Source organism: Methylobacterium bullatum (assembly GCF_014845095.1).
Classification (GTDB): Bacteria; Pseudomonadota; Alphaproteobacteria; order Rhizobiales; family Beijerinckiaceae; genus Methylobacterium; species Methylobacterium bullatum.
The window spans coordinates 1-16426 of the sequence record NZ_NKUG01000127.1 but is presented as its reverse complement, the minus strand read 5'-3'; the positions used below and the strand labels follow the sequence as shown (position 1 = coordinate 16426).

General features: G+C 69.7%; 15 protein-coding genes. 8 read left to right on the top strand and 7 right to left on the bottom strand.

The window, feature by feature from the left end; translation table 11 throughout:
- Window positions 1–145 precede the first annotated feature (145 nt).
- Both MBTS_RS17475 and MBTS_RS17470 read left to right on the top strand, forming a co-directional pair.
- Entirely contained in the window at window positions 146–892 is a 747-nt protein-coding gene (locus MBTS_RS17475) for a PIG-L deacetylase family protein (protein ID WP_192216119.1), read from the top strand.
- Complete coding sequence (locus tag MBTS_RS17470; protein WP_192216118.1) at window positions 889–1737, top strand: glycosyltransferase family 2 protein; 849 nt, start codon at window positions 889–891, stop codon at window positions 1735–1737. Before MBTS_RS17475 ends, MBTS_RS17470 begins: the two co-directional genes overlap by 4 nt.
- A gap of 209 nt (window positions 1738–1946) precedes the next feature.
- Here MBTS_RS17470 and MBTS_RS17465 read toward each other — a convergent pair whose 3' ends face one another.
- From MBTS_RS17465 to MBTS_RS17450, 4 genes are all read right to left on the bottom strand, one after another.
- On the bottom strand, window positions 1947–3023 hold the full coding sequence (locus tag MBTS_RS17465; protein ID WP_192216117.1) for a glycosyltransferase: 1077 nt from the start codon (window positions 3021–3023) through the stop codon (window positions 1947–1949).
- Window positions 3020–4135: a glycosyltransferase family 2 protein gene (locus MBTS_RS17460; protein ID WP_192216116.1), complete on the bottom strand. Its 1116-nt coding sequence runs from the start codon at window positions 4133–4135 to the stop codon at window positions 3020–3022. Before MBTS_RS17460 ends, MBTS_RS17465 begins: the two co-directional genes overlap by 4 nt.
- The gene (locus MBTS_RS17455) at window positions 4128–5237 is read right to left on the bottom strand and encodes a glycosyltransferase family 4 protein (RefSeq protein ID WP_018042271.1); all 1110 of its coding nucleotides are present in this window, start codon (window positions 5235–5237) and stop codon (window positions 4128–4130) included. The genes MBTS_RS17460 and MBTS_RS17455 overlap by 8 nt, the downstream gene beginning before the upstream one ends.
- Window positions 5238–5447: 210 nt before the next feature.
- The gene (locus MBTS_RS17450; protein WP_192216115.1) at window positions 5448–5834 is read right to left on the bottom strand and encodes a tautomerase family protein; all 387 of its coding nucleotides are present in this window, start codon (window positions 5832–5834) and stop codon (window positions 5448–5450) included.
- 114 nt (window positions 5835–5948) lie between these two features.
- Here MBTS_RS17450 and MBTS_RS17445 point away from each other — a divergent pair, with 114 nt between their 5' ends.
- The 5 genes from MBTS_RS17445 (at window position 5949) to MBTS_RS17425 (ending at window position 10633) form a co-directional block, all read left to right on the top strand.
- The gene (locus MBTS_RS17445) at window positions 5949–6860 is read left to right on the top strand and encodes a LysR substrate-binding domain-containing protein (RefSeq protein WP_192216114.1); all 912 of its coding nucleotides are present in this window, start codon (window positions 5949–5951) and stop codon (window positions 6858–6860) included.
- A gap of 212 nt (window positions 6861–7072) precedes the next feature.
- A complete protein-coding gene (locus MBTS_RS17440; RefSeq protein ID WP_056149850.1) occupies window positions 7073–7372 on the top strand; it encodes a hypothetical protein in 300 nt (99 codons plus the stop codon).
- 338 nt (window positions 7373–7710) lie between these two features.
- Window positions 7711–9180 carry an HWE histidine kinase domain-containing protein gene (locus MBTS_RS17435; RefSeq protein ID WP_192216113.1) on the top strand — a complete coding sequence of 490 codons (1470 nt, stop codon included), beginning with the start codon at window positions 7711–7713 and terminating at the stop codon, window positions 9178–9180.
- 132 nt (window positions 9181–9312) lie between these two features.
- Entirely contained in the window at window positions 9313–9918 is a 606-nt protein-coding gene (locus MBTS_RS17430) for a sulfite oxidase-like oxidoreductase (protein ID WP_056149852.1), read from the top strand.
- Window positions 9911–10633, top strand: a complete 723-nt coding sequence (locus tag MBTS_RS17425; protein WP_192216112.1) for an FAD-binding oxidoreductase — start codon at window positions 9911–9913, stop codon at window positions 10631–10633. Before MBTS_RS17430 ends, MBTS_RS17425 begins: the two co-directional genes overlap by 8 nt.
- A 326-nt stretch (window positions 10634–10959) precedes the next feature.
- Here the strand turns inward: MBTS_RS17425 and MBTS_RS17420 are convergent, their stop codons facing one another.
- Window positions 10960–12054, bottom strand: coding sequence for an NAD(P)/FAD-dependent oxidoreductase (locus tag MBTS_RS17420; RefSeq protein WP_192216111.1), 1095 nt, complete (start codon window positions 12052–12054; stop codon window positions 10960–10962).
- Window positions 12055–12351: 297 nt separating this feature from the next.
- Between MBTS_RS17420 and MBTS_RS17415 the strand changes: the two genes are divergently transcribed.
- Window positions 12352–14067 carry a DEAD/DEAH box helicase gene (locus MBTS_RS17415; protein WP_056149859.1) on the top strand — a complete coding sequence of 572 codons (1716 nt, stop codon included), beginning with the start codon at window positions 12352–12354 and terminating at the stop codon, window positions 14065–14067.
- Window positions 14068–14328: 261 nt separating this feature from the next.
- On the opposite strand, the gene MBTS_RS17410 is transcribed toward MBTS_RS17415, so the two are convergent.
- Window positions 14329–15012 carry a hypothetical protein gene (locus MBTS_RS17410; RefSeq protein ID WP_192216110.1) on the bottom strand — a complete coding sequence of 228 codons (684 nt, stop codon included), beginning with the start codon at window positions 15010–15012 and terminating at the stop codon, window positions 14329–14331.
- Between the two features lie 22 nt (window positions 15013–15034).
- Window positions 15035–16069 carry a hypothetical protein gene (locus MBTS_RS17405; RefSeq protein ID WP_192216109.1) on the bottom strand — a complete coding sequence of 345 codons (1035 nt, stop codon included), beginning with the start codon at window positions 16067–16069 and terminating at the stop codon, window positions 15035–15037.
- Window positions 16070–16426 lie beyond the last annotated feature (357 nt).

Here is a 16426-nt window from a genome sequence, read left to right as displayed (position 1 = left end):
CCCCCACCTCCAACTCCTCCCCACAAGGGGGAGGAGGGCGGGGCGGAGCAGCCCGCGACACGTGTGAATGCCGTAGGGTCAGGAAACGGGTTCGGACAATCATGGCGATGGCGCTGCCATCCTTTCTCAGGGACTCCTCGCTTCCATGCATGCCGACGCCTTTCTCACCGCCGCCGAGAATCTCCCCGTGGCGGATCTCGATGCCCTCACCGATGGTGGCGGGCTCGTCGTCGTCGCCCCGCACCCGGATGACGAGAGCCTCGGATGCGGGGGCCTGATCGCCGAGGCCTGCGCACGCGGGCGAGAGGTGCGGCTCGTGATCGTCAGCGACGGCTGCGGCTCGCACACCCATTCCGCCCTCTATCCGCCGCTCCGCCTGCGGGCGCTGCGCGAGGAGGAGACACTGGAAGCGGTGGCGGCGCTCGGCCTCGCCCCCGCCAACGTCACGTTCCTGCGCCTGCCCGATGCGGGGGTGCCGAGCCGCGGCCCCGAGGCGCAGGCGGCGGCGGATGTGGTGGCGTCCGTGGCCAAAGAGAGCGGGGCCGGCGCGGTCTGCGTGACCTGGGCGCACGATCCCCATTGCGATCATCAGGCGGCGGCCGCCATCGTGCGGCTGGCCCAGCCGAAGCTCGGCGCGACGAAGGCCTTCGCCTATCCGGTCTGGGGCTGGACCCTGCCGCAGGGCACGGAGGTCGGCGCTCCTCCGTCGGGCTACCGCCTCGATGTCGGCAAGCATGTGGAGGCGAAGGCGCGGGCCGTGGCGGCGCATCGCTCGCAGACCACCGACCTCATTTCCGACGACCCGACGGGGTTCCGCCTCGCGCCGGAGATGATCGCGCGCTTCCTCGGCCCCTACGAGATCTTCGTCGCGATGCCGGCGGACGCCGCATGAGCACGACCGTCATCACGCTGAACAAGGGCCGCGACGCGCATCTGGCGCGCCTGCTCGAAGGGCTCGGCCGGGGTACGCATCCGGCCGAATGCATCGTGGTGGAGATGGGGGCTAACCCCGCCCCCCTCCCCGATCACGGCTTTCCCATCCGCCGCATCGACCTGCCGAGCACGGGCCTGCCCCTGGCCAGTGCCCGCAACGCCGGGCGCCGCGCGGCCTGCGGCGATCACCTGATCTTCCTCGATGTGGATTGCATTCCCTCGGGCGATCTCGTCGCGAGCCTCGACGGGGATCTTGGGCGAGCCGATGGGCTGATCTGCTGCGAGGTGAGCTACCTGCCGGCGCGGGCCGTCGACGATGGCTGGACCGAGGCGGGGTTGCGCGCCGTGGGGCATACCCATCCGGTGCGCAGCTTCCCGGCAGCGGGCCTCGCCCGCACCGACAATCCCGGCCTGTTCTGGTCCCTCGCCTTCGGTGTCCGGGCCACGACCTTCGACCGGATCGGCGGGTTCGACGAGGCCTTCGACGGCTACGGCGCCGAGGATACCGACCTCGCCTTCCGGGCCGATGCCGCCGGCATCCCGATCCTGTTCAGCGCGGGCGGCCACGCCTTCCACCAGTATCACGGGGCCTTCGACCCGCCGCTCCAGCATTTTTCCGACATCATCGCCAACGCTACCCGCTTCCACGCCCGCCACGGGCTCTGGCCCATGGATGGCTGGCTCGATGCCTTCGCGCGGCTGGGATTGCTGCCGCCGACCTGGCGCGAGGCGCCGACGATCCTGCGCATGCCGACAGTGGACGAGATGGACGCCGCGCGGGTGCCGCTGGACCGGCCTTTTTAGGTATTGGTGCAGAACCGCTGGCGGCTTTGCTTTCAGACGTCGAGGGCTGGTTCATCCCACCAATCCACCTCATCCTGAGGTGCCGGCGCGCAGCGAAGGCCTCGAAGGAGCCCTCCAGTGGTCGATGCGATCCCTGGAAGCCTCCTTCGAGGCCGCTCCGCGGCACCTCAGGATGAGGTAAAGGCTTGGAACAGCGCCTCAAACGGGCGCTAGACCCAAGGCGCGCGTCGGCGCTCGATGCCCGCGATGACCTCTTCGATGATCGCAACCGTGCGACCGATGGCGTCGGCCTGCACCAACCCGCCGATCACTGACGGATCCAGCGCGAGGCCCGCCTGGATCAATGCCGGCCAGTCCGAGGCGTCCGGCCATGCGGTGCGGACGATAGCCGCGCCGAGAGCCGCCAGGGATTCCGCTTTCGCCGTCTGTTCGTCGAAGGCACGGGGTTCCGGCAGGCAGAGGAAGCGCTTGGCCCGTGTCGCCACCGCCGCGACGACGCCGTCGCCGCCGCCACCGACCACGAGGGCGGCACGGTCGAGATAGGGGCCGGTCTCGGCGACCCAGCCGTGGAGATGCAGGTTCGGCGGGGCGTCGGTCGCGAGAGGCTCCACCGGACCGAGCACGTGCCACTGCCGGTCGGGGACGGCGCGGGCCGCCGCCGCGAGGTCGGAGGCCGAGCCGCCGGTCCCGCCCCGCCCGTAGATCACCACGATGGAGCCGTCATCGGGCGCGCTTGCCTTGGGGGCATCGGCCAGGAAGCCGGCATAGAGGGTCTTCGCCCGCACCCAATCGGGCGTTCCGGCCGTTTCGATCTCGGGGGGGTTGAAGGCCAGCAGGCGCTCGGCCGAGCGGAACCCTTCGAGATGCGGAATATCGGTGCGGTTTCCGGCCAGGCGCACCACCACGGTCGGCACCGACAGGAGCCGCGCGAGGAGCGTCACCTCCACCGACACGTCGACGATGAGCAGGGCCGGATCGTGCTCGGCCATCCAGGCGGCTAGCCTCCCCATCCGGGCGCGGATGCGGTCGATCCCCACGGGGACATAGTGGAAGCAGTCCGGCCGGATCGCCTCGCCGTCCTGGCCGTCGAATCCGGTGAGCCGGTCGTCGGGCAGGTCGAGGATCGCGCCGTTGGCGGTCGAGGTGTCGATGTCGGCCAGGGTGCCGATGAGGGTCACGGGCCGGTCCAGGCGGGCGGCGATGAGATTCGCCCGCTGCCAGTGACCGGCGCCCTGATGATGGACGTAGTAGCCGACGGGACGCCGGTGCGCCGCCGCCTCGCTCACGCGACGCGGGCCCTGGGCCTGTCGATCAGCCGGGCGAGCAAGGCGTCGAGCCCCGCGATGGCCTCGTCGAGGGGCACGTGCGCCGGCTCGGGCGCGATCTCGCCGACCCGTTCGCCCACGCGCTCGGCGAAGGCGATGGCGTTGACGCAAGAGCCCGGATCGATGGCGGCGATGTCCTCGGCCGAGATTCCGAGCGCCCGCAGCCCGGCTTCCGGGCCGCCCTTGGCGCTCCAGGCGAGGCGGAACGCGCGCTGGCGCTCGATCACGGCGAGCCAATGGCTCGCCGGCGGCAGGAGGTAATCCTCCTCGCCCGCGACGACGCGGGCGCGGCGGGCCATCTCGGTGGCCATCCCGCCGGTGACGCGGCCGGTGCCGCGATCGGAGACGGAGATCGAGACACGGGGGCAATGGCGCACGCGGCCACCCGCGAGGCGGACCTTGGCGACCAGCGCGTTGTCCTCGCCGCAGGGAATCGCGGGCAGCCCGCCGACCTCGCGGTAGAGCGCGGCGCGCAGCGCCAGGCTCGCCGCCACATGGTCGCCGTGGCGGGGCGCCGGATCGTGGGCGGGGGGATCGATGGCCTCTTCGAGGGCGCGCACCGCGACCCAGTATTGTTCGATCCGGCGATGCAGCGCGTGGATCTCCGGGTCCCGGTTCTCGCTCTCCTCCGTCTCGATGACGAGGCGGCCGCCCACGAGTTCGGCATGCTCCAGGGCCGCCAGATTGGCGCGGGCCCAGCCGGGCGCGGCGACGGCGTCGGCATCGGTGCTGAGGAGGACGGCATCCTGCACACCATCGGCGTCGAGCCAGTCGGCCCCGGCATCGAGCGCCATCCGGCGGGCCGTGCCCACATGGGCCACCTCGCGCGGCACCACGGCCTCGATCACCCGGAGGTCGAGATGGCGGGTCTCACCGTTGCGCTCCATCTCGCGGATCAGCGACACGGTTTCGTCGGTGCAATTGTTGGCCAGGATCACGACGCGCAGCAGCGCGCCGTCTCCCGAACCGATCTGCCGGTCGAGGGAGCGCACGAGGCGCGGCATCACCTCGGCTTCGTTGCGGGCGGGGACGCAGACGACGGCCCGGCCGAGGGAAAGCGGGCTGTTACGCATTGTCGAGCAGGGGTGCGCGAGCGCCGGCCGGGACCGGACGGACGGAGACGGGGGTCGACCAGCGGCGGATTTCGGCATGGTACATCGCCTCGTAGCGGTCGGTCATGGTGTCGGCGTCGAAGAGGTGCTCGGCCCGGCGGCGGCAATCGTGCCGGTCGAGGCGGATGGCGCGGGACAGCGCCCGCCCGAGATCCACCGGATCGTCGGCCTGGGCCAGAACGCCCGACGTCTCGTCCAGGATGTCGGGGATGGCGCCGCGGGCGAAGGCCGCCACCGGCGTGCCGCAGGCCAGGAACTCGGCCAGGACGAGGCCGAACGGCTCCTCCCATCGCGGCGTGCATAGGGCCACATGGGCCTCGCCGACGCGGCGGGCGAGTTCGGCATGGCCGAGATGGCCGAGATAGGTGATGTCCGGGCCGAGGCGGGGGGCGATCTCGGCGTCCCAATAGGCGCGGTTGCTCTGCGGACCGGCGAATTTCAGGGGGATGCCGGCGACGCGGGCGGCGTCGATGGCCAGATGCGGCCCCTTCTCGGGCACGAGGCGTCCCATCCAGATCGCATGGGGCTCGCCCTTGGGGACGGGCGAATAGGCGAAGGCGTCGAGATCGATGCCGTTGCCGATCACCAGCGGCTCGTCGAGGAAGGGCAGCCACTCGCGCGCCAGCGATTCCGAGACGGCGGCGAAGGTCATGTCGTCCGCCCGCGCCTTCACGCCGCGCACGAAGGGCTCGAAGGGCGGCGTATGCAACGCCGTCACCATCGGCGCGCCGAGATCGCGGGCGCGCAGCAACGGCAAGTAATGCAGGCTGTTGTTGTGGATGATGTCGAAGTCGCCGCGCGCCACATCCGCCACCATCGCCTCGTAGGCGGCGAGTTCGGCGCGGTCGATCCGCAGTCCGGACTCGTCGTCGACGGCACTGCCCGTGGGCGGGCAGACCGCCTTGAGGCAGCCACGCGCGTCCGACCCTTCGGACGCGTAGAGCGTCACGCTGTGGCCGCGGGCACGCAGGGTGCTCGCGAGCAGATGCGTGTGCATCTCGAGCCCTCCGGAGAAGGGCTGGGCGATGGGGTATTTCAGGTGAGCGAGGAGGGCGATCTTCACGGGGCTGCAGACATCACTTCTCGAGTGTCCTACGCCGCGAGTGACGCGGCCGACGGACACTGGAGTGCCACCACGGTCTCGTTCGACGCGACAGTGAGGCCGACGTAGACCTCTACCGTGTCCATTTAGGGCGCCGCAGGTGAACGCCGACAGAACGACCTCGTCGATATCGCGATTGTCCGAACCCGTACCGTTCCGGCAGGCGCGCTTTTAGCGCGTAAGCCGCCGGTGCTCCTGCGTCAGGCCGTCGTAGCCCCAGGCATCGGCCGCGATCTCCTGGACCACCACGTAGGTGGCGAGCGGCAAGGCCTCACCGAGCACCCGATGCAGCAGGGCGTTGGCCTCGGCGATGAAGCGGGCCTTCTCCTCGGCGTCGTTGGTGCCGGCGGTGATGGCCGCCTGGACATGCGCCGCGACTTCGACCGGCCGCCCTCCCACCTGCCAGCCGGACGCGGGCACCTCCTCGACGAGCACGGCCGTGAGATCCGGGTTCTTTCCCAGAATGTCGGCCATGAGCGCCGTCACTCCGCTCTGCAGGCGGCCGACCCGATCCGCCCCGATGCCCGACCCTGCGATTGTCACATTCACGAACGGCATGACGCTCTTCTCCTCGCTCCATCGCGAAGGATCCGCGATTGACGAGATGAGCATGCCGCGACAGGATCGCTTGGAAAATCTCGTAATTCCGAACCGATCGTTTGGCAAAACTCAATGTCTCTGCCGGTCAACCTCGACATGGACGTGTTGCGGTCCTTCGTGACCGGGATCGAGCTCGGCAGCTTCGCCAGGGCGGCGTCACGGCTCGGCCGCTCGCCGTCGGCGATCAGCCTGCAATTGCGCAAGCTGGAGGACCAGGTCGGCCAGCAACTCGTGCAGAAGCACGGGCGCGGGCTCGTCCTCACCGAAGCGGGTGAGATGCTACTGGGCTATGCCCGCAGGCTGCTCGACCTGAACGATGCCGCCGTGAACGCCCTCGGCTCGCCAGCCCTCACGGGCAGGGTCCGGATCGGCCTGCCGCAGGATTTCGCCGAGACCTGGCTTCCGGAGACCCTCGGGCGCTTCGCGCGCCTGCATCCCGGCGTCAGGATCGACGCGCATGTGGACCGGAACGCGACCCTGCGTTCGCGCCTGGACGAGGGCCAGCTCGACCTCGCGCTCCTCTGGGACGAGGACGGGGGCGAGCGGGACGGCGCCGTCATCGGAACCCTGCCGATGGCCTGGATCGGACCGCGTCGCGGCGTCACGCCGGGCACCGACCACCCAATCCCCCTGGTCCTATTCGGATCGCCCTGCATTTTCAGGCACGCCGCCCTGAACGCCCTCGACGCGGCGGCGATCCCCTGGCGGATCTCGTTCAGCAGTCCGGGTCTCGCGGGCCTGTGGGCCGCCGTCTCGGCGGGTCTCGGCCTGACCGTCCGCACACCCCACGGCCTGCCCGCCGCGCTCACGGCGCTCGACCAGGAGGAGTCCGGCCTGCCCCGGCTGCCGTCTCTCTCCCTTCACCTGCTCGAGGCTCGGACGAGGTCCGACCCGGCCGTGGAGCGTCTCGCCGCGCTCCTCACGGATGTTCTCACCGTCGCCATCGGCGAAATGGATCATGCGACCAATGTCGCACCGCATTGACAATCCCGCCAATAGATCTTCCGCGCCGACGATCTTGTGCAGCGCAAAACGAAGAGCGCAAACAACGGCGCACCGCACCACCTGACCGATAAGCTTGTCCTTTCCCGCCTATGGAAATTTGTCTTTCCATGACCGGGACGATTCAGAAAAACAGGGGAACGAATGAAGCCCCGCTCCCGTTGTGAGGGCAGAACTACTTCCTGGAGGAATAGATGCGACAGATTTCCAAGCTCGTCGGCGCCGGCGCCATCGTGATGCTCAGCTCGGCAATGGCCATCGCCGCCCCCTGCGCGACCGGCTCCACGGCGGACGGGAAAGCGGCCATGAACGACAAGAGCTCGAAGGTCGATCCTGCCGCCACCGGCAACGTGAGCCCCGGCGCGAAGGCCGAGTCGCCCGGCACCGTCGGCGCCATGAACAATGTCGGCGCCAACACGGCGACCTCGGCGTCCGACGTCGCCAAGCAGCAGGACGGCAAGCCCACAGCCGCGGACGCCGCCAAGGGCTGCTGAAACCCCACTTTCCGATCGTCGAGGACGCCCGCCCGGTTCGACCGTGGCGGGCGTTCCGCGTTTGAAGGGTCGGAGAATCGTCGACCGTGGCGATCCCGACGCGGTTCGACACACCACGACCAAGACCTCGACGAATGTATGCAAACATACATTAGACGGGGCGAAATCAATGTTTCGCGAAGTCATCTCGCTCGCGCCGACCGATAAGTCGAGATGAAGCCTTGCCTGTTCTTTGCTCGGGCGTACAACGAATCCTGTCCGAATCGCTTTTTGGCGAACGGGTCCGGTTGTATGTCGAGGCGACGCGTGAGGCATTCGATCATCCTGGACGTCGCGCGGTGATCCGAGTTTCCGAACAGGATCGGATCGCCTCGGAAATCGCCCGTACCGTCGACGGGCCCGATCCCTTCGCCGCGGCCTTGCGCGCGACGCGGATGCCGATGGTCATCGCCGACCCCAACCAGCCCGACATGCCGGTCGTGTTCGTGAATACCGCGTTCGAGCGGGCCACGGGTTTCTCGCGCGAAGAGGTCCTCGGCCGCAACTGCCGGTTCCTGCAAGGCCCCCTGACGGACCCGGCGGATGTCGCCCGCATTCGCGAAGCCATCGCCAAAGGCGTCCCGATCGAGATCGACCTTCTCAACCATCGCAAGAACGGCGACGTCTTCTGGAACCGGCTTCTCATCGCGCCGGTCTTTGATTCGAATCGCCGGGTCGCCTACTTCTTCGCCTCACAGCTCGACGTGACGCTGGAGCGGGACCGCCTCGTCCGGCTGCAGGAGGACCGCGATGCCCTGGAGACCGAGGTCGAGCGCCGGAGACAGGAGCTTCGCCGCAGCGAGACCAACCTGCGTTTCGCGCTCAGTGCCGGCCGGCTCGGTTCCTGGACCCTCGATCTCGTCGACATGACGCTGGAGACGTCGGATCATTTTCGGATGAATTTCGGGCGGGATGCCGACGCGCCGCTCAGCTACGACGAGTTGCTCGCCACGATCCATTCCGGCGACCGCGAACGGATGCTGGCAGAGGTGCGCCGCTGCATCGAGCGGAACGTCGATTACGACATCGAGTATCGGGTGATCGCGCCGTCCGGCGACCTGCGCTGGGTCCATATCCGCGGCCAGACCTTCTACCGCGCCGATGGAACGCCCCTCAGCATGGCCGGCATCTCCCTCGACATCACCGAGCGCAAGCATGCAGAGGAGTATCGCAGCCTGCTCGCGGGCGAGTTGACCCATCGGGTCAAGAACACCCTGACGCTCATCCAGTCGATCATCCGGCAGACCCTGCGCACCGCGCCCTCCCTCGAAGAGGCGGGCCGATCCCTCGAAGCGCGGGTGGTGTCCCTGGCCGCGGCGAACGACGTCCTGACCGAGGAGGCCTGGGACAGCGTCTCCATCGCCGATATCGCGGACCGCGCGCTCACCCCGTTCCAGAGCGAGGGCCGCGAGCGCGTCGACCTCGACGGCGGCGAGATCAGGCTGCCGCCGCGCGGCGCCCTGGCCTTGGCGATGGCGCTGCACGAACTCGCCACCAACGCGGTGAAATACGGCGCCCTGTCGAACGATACCGGGCGGGTCCGGCTGTCCTGGAGCCTTCTCGACGGCAGCGCGCCGCACGACTTCCGCGTCACCTGGCAGGAAACGGGCGGGCCGCCGGTGGCGGTGCCGACGCGGACGGGGTTCGGCTCGCGGCTGATCGAGCGCGCCTTCGCCCAGGAAATCGACGGCACCGCGACCATCACGTACCGGCCGGAAGGAATCCTGTTCGTCGCCGAGGGTATCCTGCCGGGACGTCTGCAGGACTGAGCAGGTTCTTGTCGCAGAACCGGCGGCCACGTCTGCCAAACCTGCTTAGGGTGATCGTCCCGGCGCGGCTTGACCCGCTCGGGCCGAAGCTCGAAGACGGACGGGGACGCAAGCGCGCGGACGGAGACGGGCATGGCGACACGCGGTTTCACGGGACGACGGCCGCCGGAAGCGACGGGCGAGCGGCTTCCTCCGGGCCAGTATCTCGAACAGGACTTTCCGGTCCTGCAGATCGGTCCGAATCCGCGCATCGACATGGAGAGCTGGAGCTTCACCCTGCGCGAAGGCTCGCGGCCCCTGAAGAGCTGGAACTGGGCGGAATTCTCCGCCCTCCCCCGGACCTCCTGGCGCGGCGACATCCATTGCGTGACGAAATGGTCCAAGTTCGACACGGGCTGGGAAGGCGTCAGCATCGACGACATCCTCGCCGCCGCCGGGATCTCGGCCCCCACCGAGTTCCTGCTCGCGGAAGGCTATGACGACTACACCACCAACGTGCCGGTGGCCGATCTCGCCGGCCCCAAGGCGATGGTGGCGACCCATTACGAGGGCAAGCCGATCGAGCCCGATCACGGCGGCCCGGCCCGACTCCTCGTGCCGCATCTGTATTTCTGGAAGAGCGCCAAATGGGTGAAGGGCCTGCGCTTCACCAGGAAGGACGAGGGCGGTTTCTGGGAATTGCGCGGCTACCACATGTACGGCGATCCCTGGCGCGAGCAGCGCTTCACCGGTGATTGATCCCACCGCGCGGCCCCTCCCCTGGCAGACCGCCACGCTCCTTGCCATCGAACCGGTGACGCGGCGGGTGAAGAGCTACCGGTTCCGGATCGATTTCGACCGGCCGATGCTGGCCGGGCAGCATGTGGACGTGCGCCTGACGGCTCCCGACGGCTACCAGGCCCAGCGCAGCTACTCCATCGCCTCGGCGCCGGGCGCGGACGGCGCGATCGAACTGATGATCGAGGGCCTGCCCGATGGCGAGGTTTCGGGCTTCTTCGATTCCGTGGCGGAGATCGGCGACACGATCGAGCTGCGCGGCCCCATCGGCGGCTCGTTCGTCTGGCGCCCGGAGGATGGCGGCCCCCTCCTCCTCGTGGGCGGCGGCTCCGGCGTGGTGCCGCTGCTGGCGATGCTGCGCCATCGCGCGGCGGCCGCGCCCGAGGTACCCGCCCTGCTGCTGTACTCGGTGCGCGATGCGGCCGAGACGATCGCCGCGGAGGAACTGGCCCTTCGCGCACGCGACGAGCCGCATTTCGACCTGATGCTGAACCTGACGCGGGCCGGTGGCCGCCGCGTCGACGGGGCGATGATCGGCGACGCCCTGGACCGGCTCGGTGCTCCGCGCCACGTCTATATCTGCGGCGGAAACGCCTTCGTCGGAAACGCGGCGGACCTGCTGGTCGATGCCGGGCTCGAACCGGGCCGTATCAGGACCGAACGTTTCGGCGGCTGATTGGAGGGGGCGCGCCCTACGCCCAATGGCGGGCCCACAATGCCACGCCCCCGCCGACGGCGAGGGCCAGGAGCGGGGTCACCACAAAGGCGACGAATTGGATCTCGGTCATGGCGTCAGGCCCGACACTGAATGTCCGAAAGATCGCGACGCCCAGCAGGAGTGTCAACAGGCCGACGCCCCGCCCTCAAGCCTACGATTGTCACACATCGCGCGGGATGCGCAGGTCCCCTCTCCTTCCAGGAGAGGGAGCGCGTTGCGACTTATGCCAAACCCTCTCGGATCGAGGGAACATCCGCCGAGCGGATTGATGAATCCCGTGGCCCTCACGCCTCGGCCCCGACCAGCCGATCCGCCACCTCCTCGGCCAGCGACAGGCTCGAGGTCAGCCCGGGGCTCTCGATGCCGAACAGGTGGACGAGGTGCGGCAGGCCGTGCTCGGCCGGTCCGTCGACGACGAAATCCGCCGCCGGCTCGCCCCGTCCGGTGAGTTTGGGGCGGATGCCTGCGTAATCCGGCGTCAGCGCATGATCGGGCAGCCCCGGCCAGTAGCGCCGGATGGCGTGGGTAAAGGCCTCGGCGCGGCCTGGATCGACGACGTAATCCGGCACCTCCACCCATTCCACGTCCGGCCCAAACCGCATCCGACCGGCCAGATCGAGGGTGAGATGGATGCCGAGGCCCCCTTCCATCGGGGCGGGATAGATAAGCCGCGAGAAGGCCGGGCGGCCGAGGCAGCCGAAATAGCTGCCCTTGGCGAGGACCTGCCTCGGGATCCGCGCGGGCGGATAAGGCTCGACCGCCCGCGCCACCGCTTGCGCGCCGAGGCCGGCGGCGTTGACGACGGCATCGAAGGACAGTTCATCACCGCAGACCTCGACCCGCCAGCCCCCGTCATCGCGCCGGATCGCCCCGACCGGGCTGTGAAAGGCGATGGCCCCGCCCGCATCCTCGATGTCGCCCTGCAGGGCCAGCATCACGGCATGGCTGTCGACGATGCCGGTCTCGGGCGAATGCAAGGCCGCGATGCAGGCGAGGTTCGGCTCCAGCGCACGGGCCTCCCGACCCTCCAGAAGAACGAGGCCCTCGACGCCGTTGGCCCGGCCGCGCTCGGCGATTCCCTCCAGGGTGGCCCGCTCGTTCTCGGAGGTGGCGACGATGAGCTTGCCCGGCCGCGCATGGGGCACGCCGTGGCTCCGGCAGAACTCGTAGAGCATCCGCCGGCCCCGCGTGCAGTGCCGCGCGCGAGAGGAGCCGGCGGGGTAGTACATCCCGCCATGGATCACCTCCGAACTGCGCGAGGACACGCCGGTCCCGATCGCGCCCTCGGATTCTGCGACGACGACCGAATGCCCGCGCCGGCCGAGGACCCGCGCCACCGCGAGCCCGACGATTCCAGCGCCGATGACGAGCACGTCCATCTACGGTTCCTGCATCCACGGTTCCTGCCCGGGGGCCGACGACCGGGAGAGGATAGCCGATCAGGACGGAGAACGGCCAGACGACGGGAGGACCGGCGGGCACGCACTTTCGGATATACGCAAACCACGCTTGGAAGCATTGCAGCATGGGGCGTGGCGTCGGGGCGGTATTGCCGCTAGAAGCGACCTCTCCGTAACCGAACGAGGCCGGACCCACGACCGGATGAAGCGACGTCGCCACTCAGGGTGACTCGAATCCGCAGGGTTTGCCTTGTCTGCCTGCAAGGCCTCTGCCCCGTGCCCTTTCCTACCCTGCCGGCCCCGCTCGTCCGAGCGCTCGAGGCCCGCAACTACGAAGACCCGACCCCCGTCCAGAGTGCCGTGATCGAGGCGGCGGCCCAGGGCCGCGACCTCCTCGTCTCGGCCCAGACCGGCTCCGGCAAGACCGTGGCCTATGGCCTCGCCTTCGCCGAGACGCTTCTGGGCGATGCCGAACGGCTGGAGCCGGCCGGTCCGCCCCTGGCCCTGGTCATCGCCCCGACGCGCGAACTCGCGCTTCAGGTCCAGCGCGAGCTCGAATGGCTCTATGCCGAGACCGGCGCCCGCGTCATCGCCTGCGTCGGCGGCATGGACCCGCGCCGCGAGAGCCGGGCCCTCGCCGAGGGCGCCCATATCGTCGTCGGCACGCCGGGCCGCCTGCGCGACCATCTGGAGCGGCGCAACCTCGCCACCCAGAACCTGCGCGTCGCCGTCCTCGACGAGGCCGACGAGATGCTCGATCTCGGCTTCCGGGACGACCTCGAATTCATCCTCTCGGTGACCCCGAAGGAGCGGCGCACGCTGCTCTTCTCCGCGACCCTGCCGAAGGCGATCGCGAGTCTGGCCGAGCGCTACCAGAACGACGCCCTGCGCATCGCCGTGAAGGGCCAGGAGCGCGGCCATACCGACATCACCTACCGCGCCGTGCGGGTGGTGCCGCGCGAGATCGAGCATGTGGTGGTCAACACCCTGCGCTACACCGATGCGCCCACCGCCATCGTCTTCTGCAACACCCGCAACGCCGTGCGGCACCTCCAGGCGGTGCTCACCGAGCGCGGCTTCTCGGCGGTGGCCCTGTCGGGCGAACTCGGCCAGGGCGAGCGCAACGCCGCGCTCCAGGCCCTCCGCGACGGCCGCGCCAAGGTCTGCGTCGCCACCGACGTCGCGGCCCGCGGCATCGACCTGCCGACCGTGAGCCTCGTCATCCATGCCGACCTGCCGCACGACGCCGAGGTGCTGCAGCACCGCTCCGGCCGGACAGGGCGCGCGGGCCGCAAGGGCACCAGCGTCCTGCTGATCCCGGCCTCCAAGCGCCGCCGCGCCGAGCAGATGTTCGCCATCGCCAAGGTCAATGCCGAATGGGCCGCCCCGCCCACGGCCGACGAGATCCGTCGCCTCGACGGCGAGCGCATGTGGCAGGACCCGCTCTTCACCGAGACACCGGCCGAGGAAGACCTCGCCATGGGCGAGGCGCTGCTCGCCCAGCGCACGCCGCAGGAACTCGCCGCCGCCCTCGCCAAGATCTACCGCGCCCGCCTGCCCGAGCCCGAGGACGTCACCGATCCGGGTGCCGGCCCCGAGCGCAAGGAGCGCAAGGTCTACGACCCGGCCGATTCGGCGCGGATCGATGCGGAAGGCCCCTCGGTCTGGTTCCGGCTCAATCTCGGCCGGCGCGACAACGCCGATCCGCGCCGCCTCCTGCCGATGCTGACCCGTCGCGGCAATATCGGCCGCCAGGAGATCGGCGCCATCCGCATCTTCGACCGGGAGACCAAGTTCGAGATCCGAGGCGGCGCCGCCTCGCGCTTCGCCGCCACCTTCGCCAAGAACGGCTCGCCGGAAATCCAGGTCGAGGCGCTGCTCGGCGGCGAGCCCGACCGCGAGGCCGAGGGCCCGAAGGGCTTCAAGAGCCCCCGCGCCGCCCGCCACGAACGCGAAGCCGGCAAGAAGCCGCCGCAGCGCCGTCCGCGCTGACCGCTTCTTCTCTCCCTCGTCCCGTGTGCGGCTACGGCATTCCCGCATGTCGGGGGATGCGCTGTCCTCCCCTCCTCCCCCTTGTGGCGAGGAGTTGGAGGTGGGGGTGGTTGGGTGACCCTCGACGGGCAGAGGCTAGCGGCGCCACCCCCACTCCTGCCCTCTCCCCACAAGGGGGAGAGGGACGCCGTCTGCTTGTCAAAGCAGAGGTATGAAGCCAGCCGCTCAAGGGGAAAGAGCAGTACCGGCAAGCCCGCTCCGTCACTCGAACGACGCCGTGACGAACCGGTCCATCTCGTTCGCGGGCCGATAGGGCTCCCGGCGCAGGGTCACGGAGCGCCCCGTGAAATCCGGGTCGTCCTCCCGCACCGCCTGAACCTTGCCGTCCGGTGAGACCCGGCTGAAAGCGAAGAGCGAGACCGCGAGATTGTCGAACGCCGCTTCGGTGGACCGGAACCGGCCGGGGGCACCGTTCGCCCGCTCGAACAGCCGCAGCACCTCCCGCGCCGTCAGCGAGAAGACGCGCTCCTTCCGGACATGCGTCTCGGCATGCCGCGCCTCGACCGTCACGCCGTCCAATCGGCCGTCGCGGTATTCCAGAAGGATCGGCGTGCGGTCCTTCTCGAGGTTCTGCCGGTCCAGGCTCACCAGATCGGTGGCGGCTTGCCTCATGGCCGAGATGTCGGCCGCCGACAGGGATGGACCCAGCTCGGCGATCATGGCGTCCACATCGGCGGCGGCCTCCGCGCCTCGGATGAGCGGCGAGGGCGCACCGTAGACCGGGTCCGCCACCGCCGCGACCTCCTCCGGCGTGAGGCCGAAGACGAGGCGACCGATCCCGATACGAGGCGCCACCAGCCAGTCGGGATTCATGACGGTCCCCTGGCGACCAAGCGGGCCGGCGAGGGCCGAGGCCGCCGCGAGGAGACAGGCCAGGACTGCCATGCACCGTCGCATGGCTCGCCCGTCAGAACTGGTTCGGCAGGTTTTTCACGGCATTGCCGAGGGCTTCCACGCTCTCGGCGATCTTGCGGCCGGCCGGGGCGAGGGACGGCACCTTCAGGCCGAAGATCTCGCTCTGTTCGGGTTCCGGCGCGGCGGCGGGGGCCGCTGCGGGTTCGGCGCTGGCCTCCTGCACGGGCTTGGCCGCCTTGACCGGCTTGGGCTTTGCCACCGCCACGCTGGGCTTGGCGGCGGCGGGTTTCGCCACGACGCTGGCGGCGGGCTTGACCGGCTCGGCCGTAGTCCGGGCGGGCTCGGCGGGAAGCGACGCGAAACTGATCTCGGCCGAGCGAGCCTTGATCGTCTGGGCCGCGCTCGGGGCGATCACGGCGGCGACGCGGTTCGGCACGATGGGCGAGAGCGCGTTGGGCGGCAGGGCGAGACTCACCGACTCGATCGGCGGCAATGCCTTCGAGCGCGGCACTTCGGCCTTGACGACGGGGGGAACGGGCGTCGCCGCCGCCAGCGTCACCGGAGCTTCGACCGTCGCGGGCGCTTCGACGGTAGCAGCGGCTTCGACCTTGGCAGCGGCCTGGACCGATGCGGGGCTCTGGACCTTCGCAGTCGTCTCGGCCTTCGCCGGCTCCTCCACGAGGGCACGCCTTTCCACGAGTTGGATACCGGGATCACGGGGCGGCACGGACGATCCGGTGGCCGAGGCCAGGGCCGGCACGCCGTCGCGCAGGTCGGGCCAATCGGCGGCTTTGGCCTGGGGGCCTTGCGCCTTCTGCATCTGGTAGAGGTTCGGCCGCACCACCTGCGGGCCGGCGAGGCTGCCCATCGCCGAATAGGCCGCGTAGGACAGGCCGGCCACGGCCACGCAGCCCAGCGTCCCGAGGGCGATCGTGCGACCGCGCGCGGCGGGCTTCGCCACGGGCTTCACCGGCCGCGCCAGTGCCGGCTTGGCCGGAGCGGGCTTGGCAGGAGCCGGCTTGGCAGGAGCCGGCCCGCGGGAGCCGGTGTCGCGCCTTTCGCTCGGGTCGATGGCAACCTGCATCATCGGGCGAGTTCTCTAGCAATGCTCGAAAAAAACGTTTGACCGTCACGGAATCGCGACGGCGTAGTGCCGACGTGAGGCCGACATTCGGGCACAAAGATGTCCTCGGACACCTCGCCAGTCACGCCCGTGTCGTCGCTCACATGAATCTCGATAAAGCATTGTCGCTTAACGCTCGGTATCCGGCGAGGACTTGAGGCCGGAGGCCATTTCCAGATGGCCTCGAGGCGGGGAGAAAGGAGCGCGGTGCGCGCCGCTCCGGATGCGCGCATTCCAAGCGGATGGGATATCGCTACAAGCGCGATGCCGCCCCCGATCCATCCCGGTACGATCGACGATGACCCTGCCTCCCCCCGGCCC

Coding starts and splice junctions, on each gene's coding strand:
- MBTS_RS17420 (WP_192216111.1), bottom strand. CDS start 12,054: ATGGACGTGCTCGTCATCGGCGCTGGAATCGTCGGGCTCGCGGTGGCG.
- MBTS_RS17430 (WP_056149852.1), top strand. CDS start 9,313: ATGGCGACACGCGGTTTCACGGGACGACGGCCGCCGGAAGCGACGGGC.
- MBTS_RS17475 (WP_192216119.1), top strand. CDS start 146: ATGCATGCCGACGCCTTTCTCACCGCCGCCGAGAATCTCCCCGTGGCG.
- MBTS_RS17460 (WP_192216116.1), bottom strand. CDS start 4,135: ATGCGTAACAGCCCGCTTTCCCTCGGCCGGGCCGTCGTCTGCGTCCCC.
- MBTS_RS17450 (WP_192216115.1), bottom strand. CDS start 5,834: ATGCCGTTCGTGAATGTGACAATCGCAGGGTCGGGCATCGGGGCGGAT.
- MBTS_RS17440 (WP_056149850.1), top strand. CDS start 7,073: ATGCGACAGATTTCCAAGCTCGTCGGCGCCGGCGCCATCGTGATGCTC.
- MBTS_RS17410 (WP_192216110.1), bottom strand. CDS start 15,012: ATGGCAGTCCTGGCCTGTCTCCTCGCGGCGGCCTCGGCCCTCGCCGGC.
- MBTS_RS17445 (WP_192216114.1), top strand. CDS start 5,949: ATGTCTCTGCCGGTCAACCTCGACATGGACGTGTTGCGGTCCTTCGTG.
- MBTS_RS17405 (WP_192216109.1), bottom strand. CDS start 16,069: ATGATGCAGGTTGCCATCGACCCGAGCGAAAGGCGCGACACCGGCTCC.
- MBTS_RS17470 (WP_192216118.1), top strand. CDS start 889: ATGAGCACGACCGTCATCACGCTGAACAAGGGCCGCGACGCGCATCTG.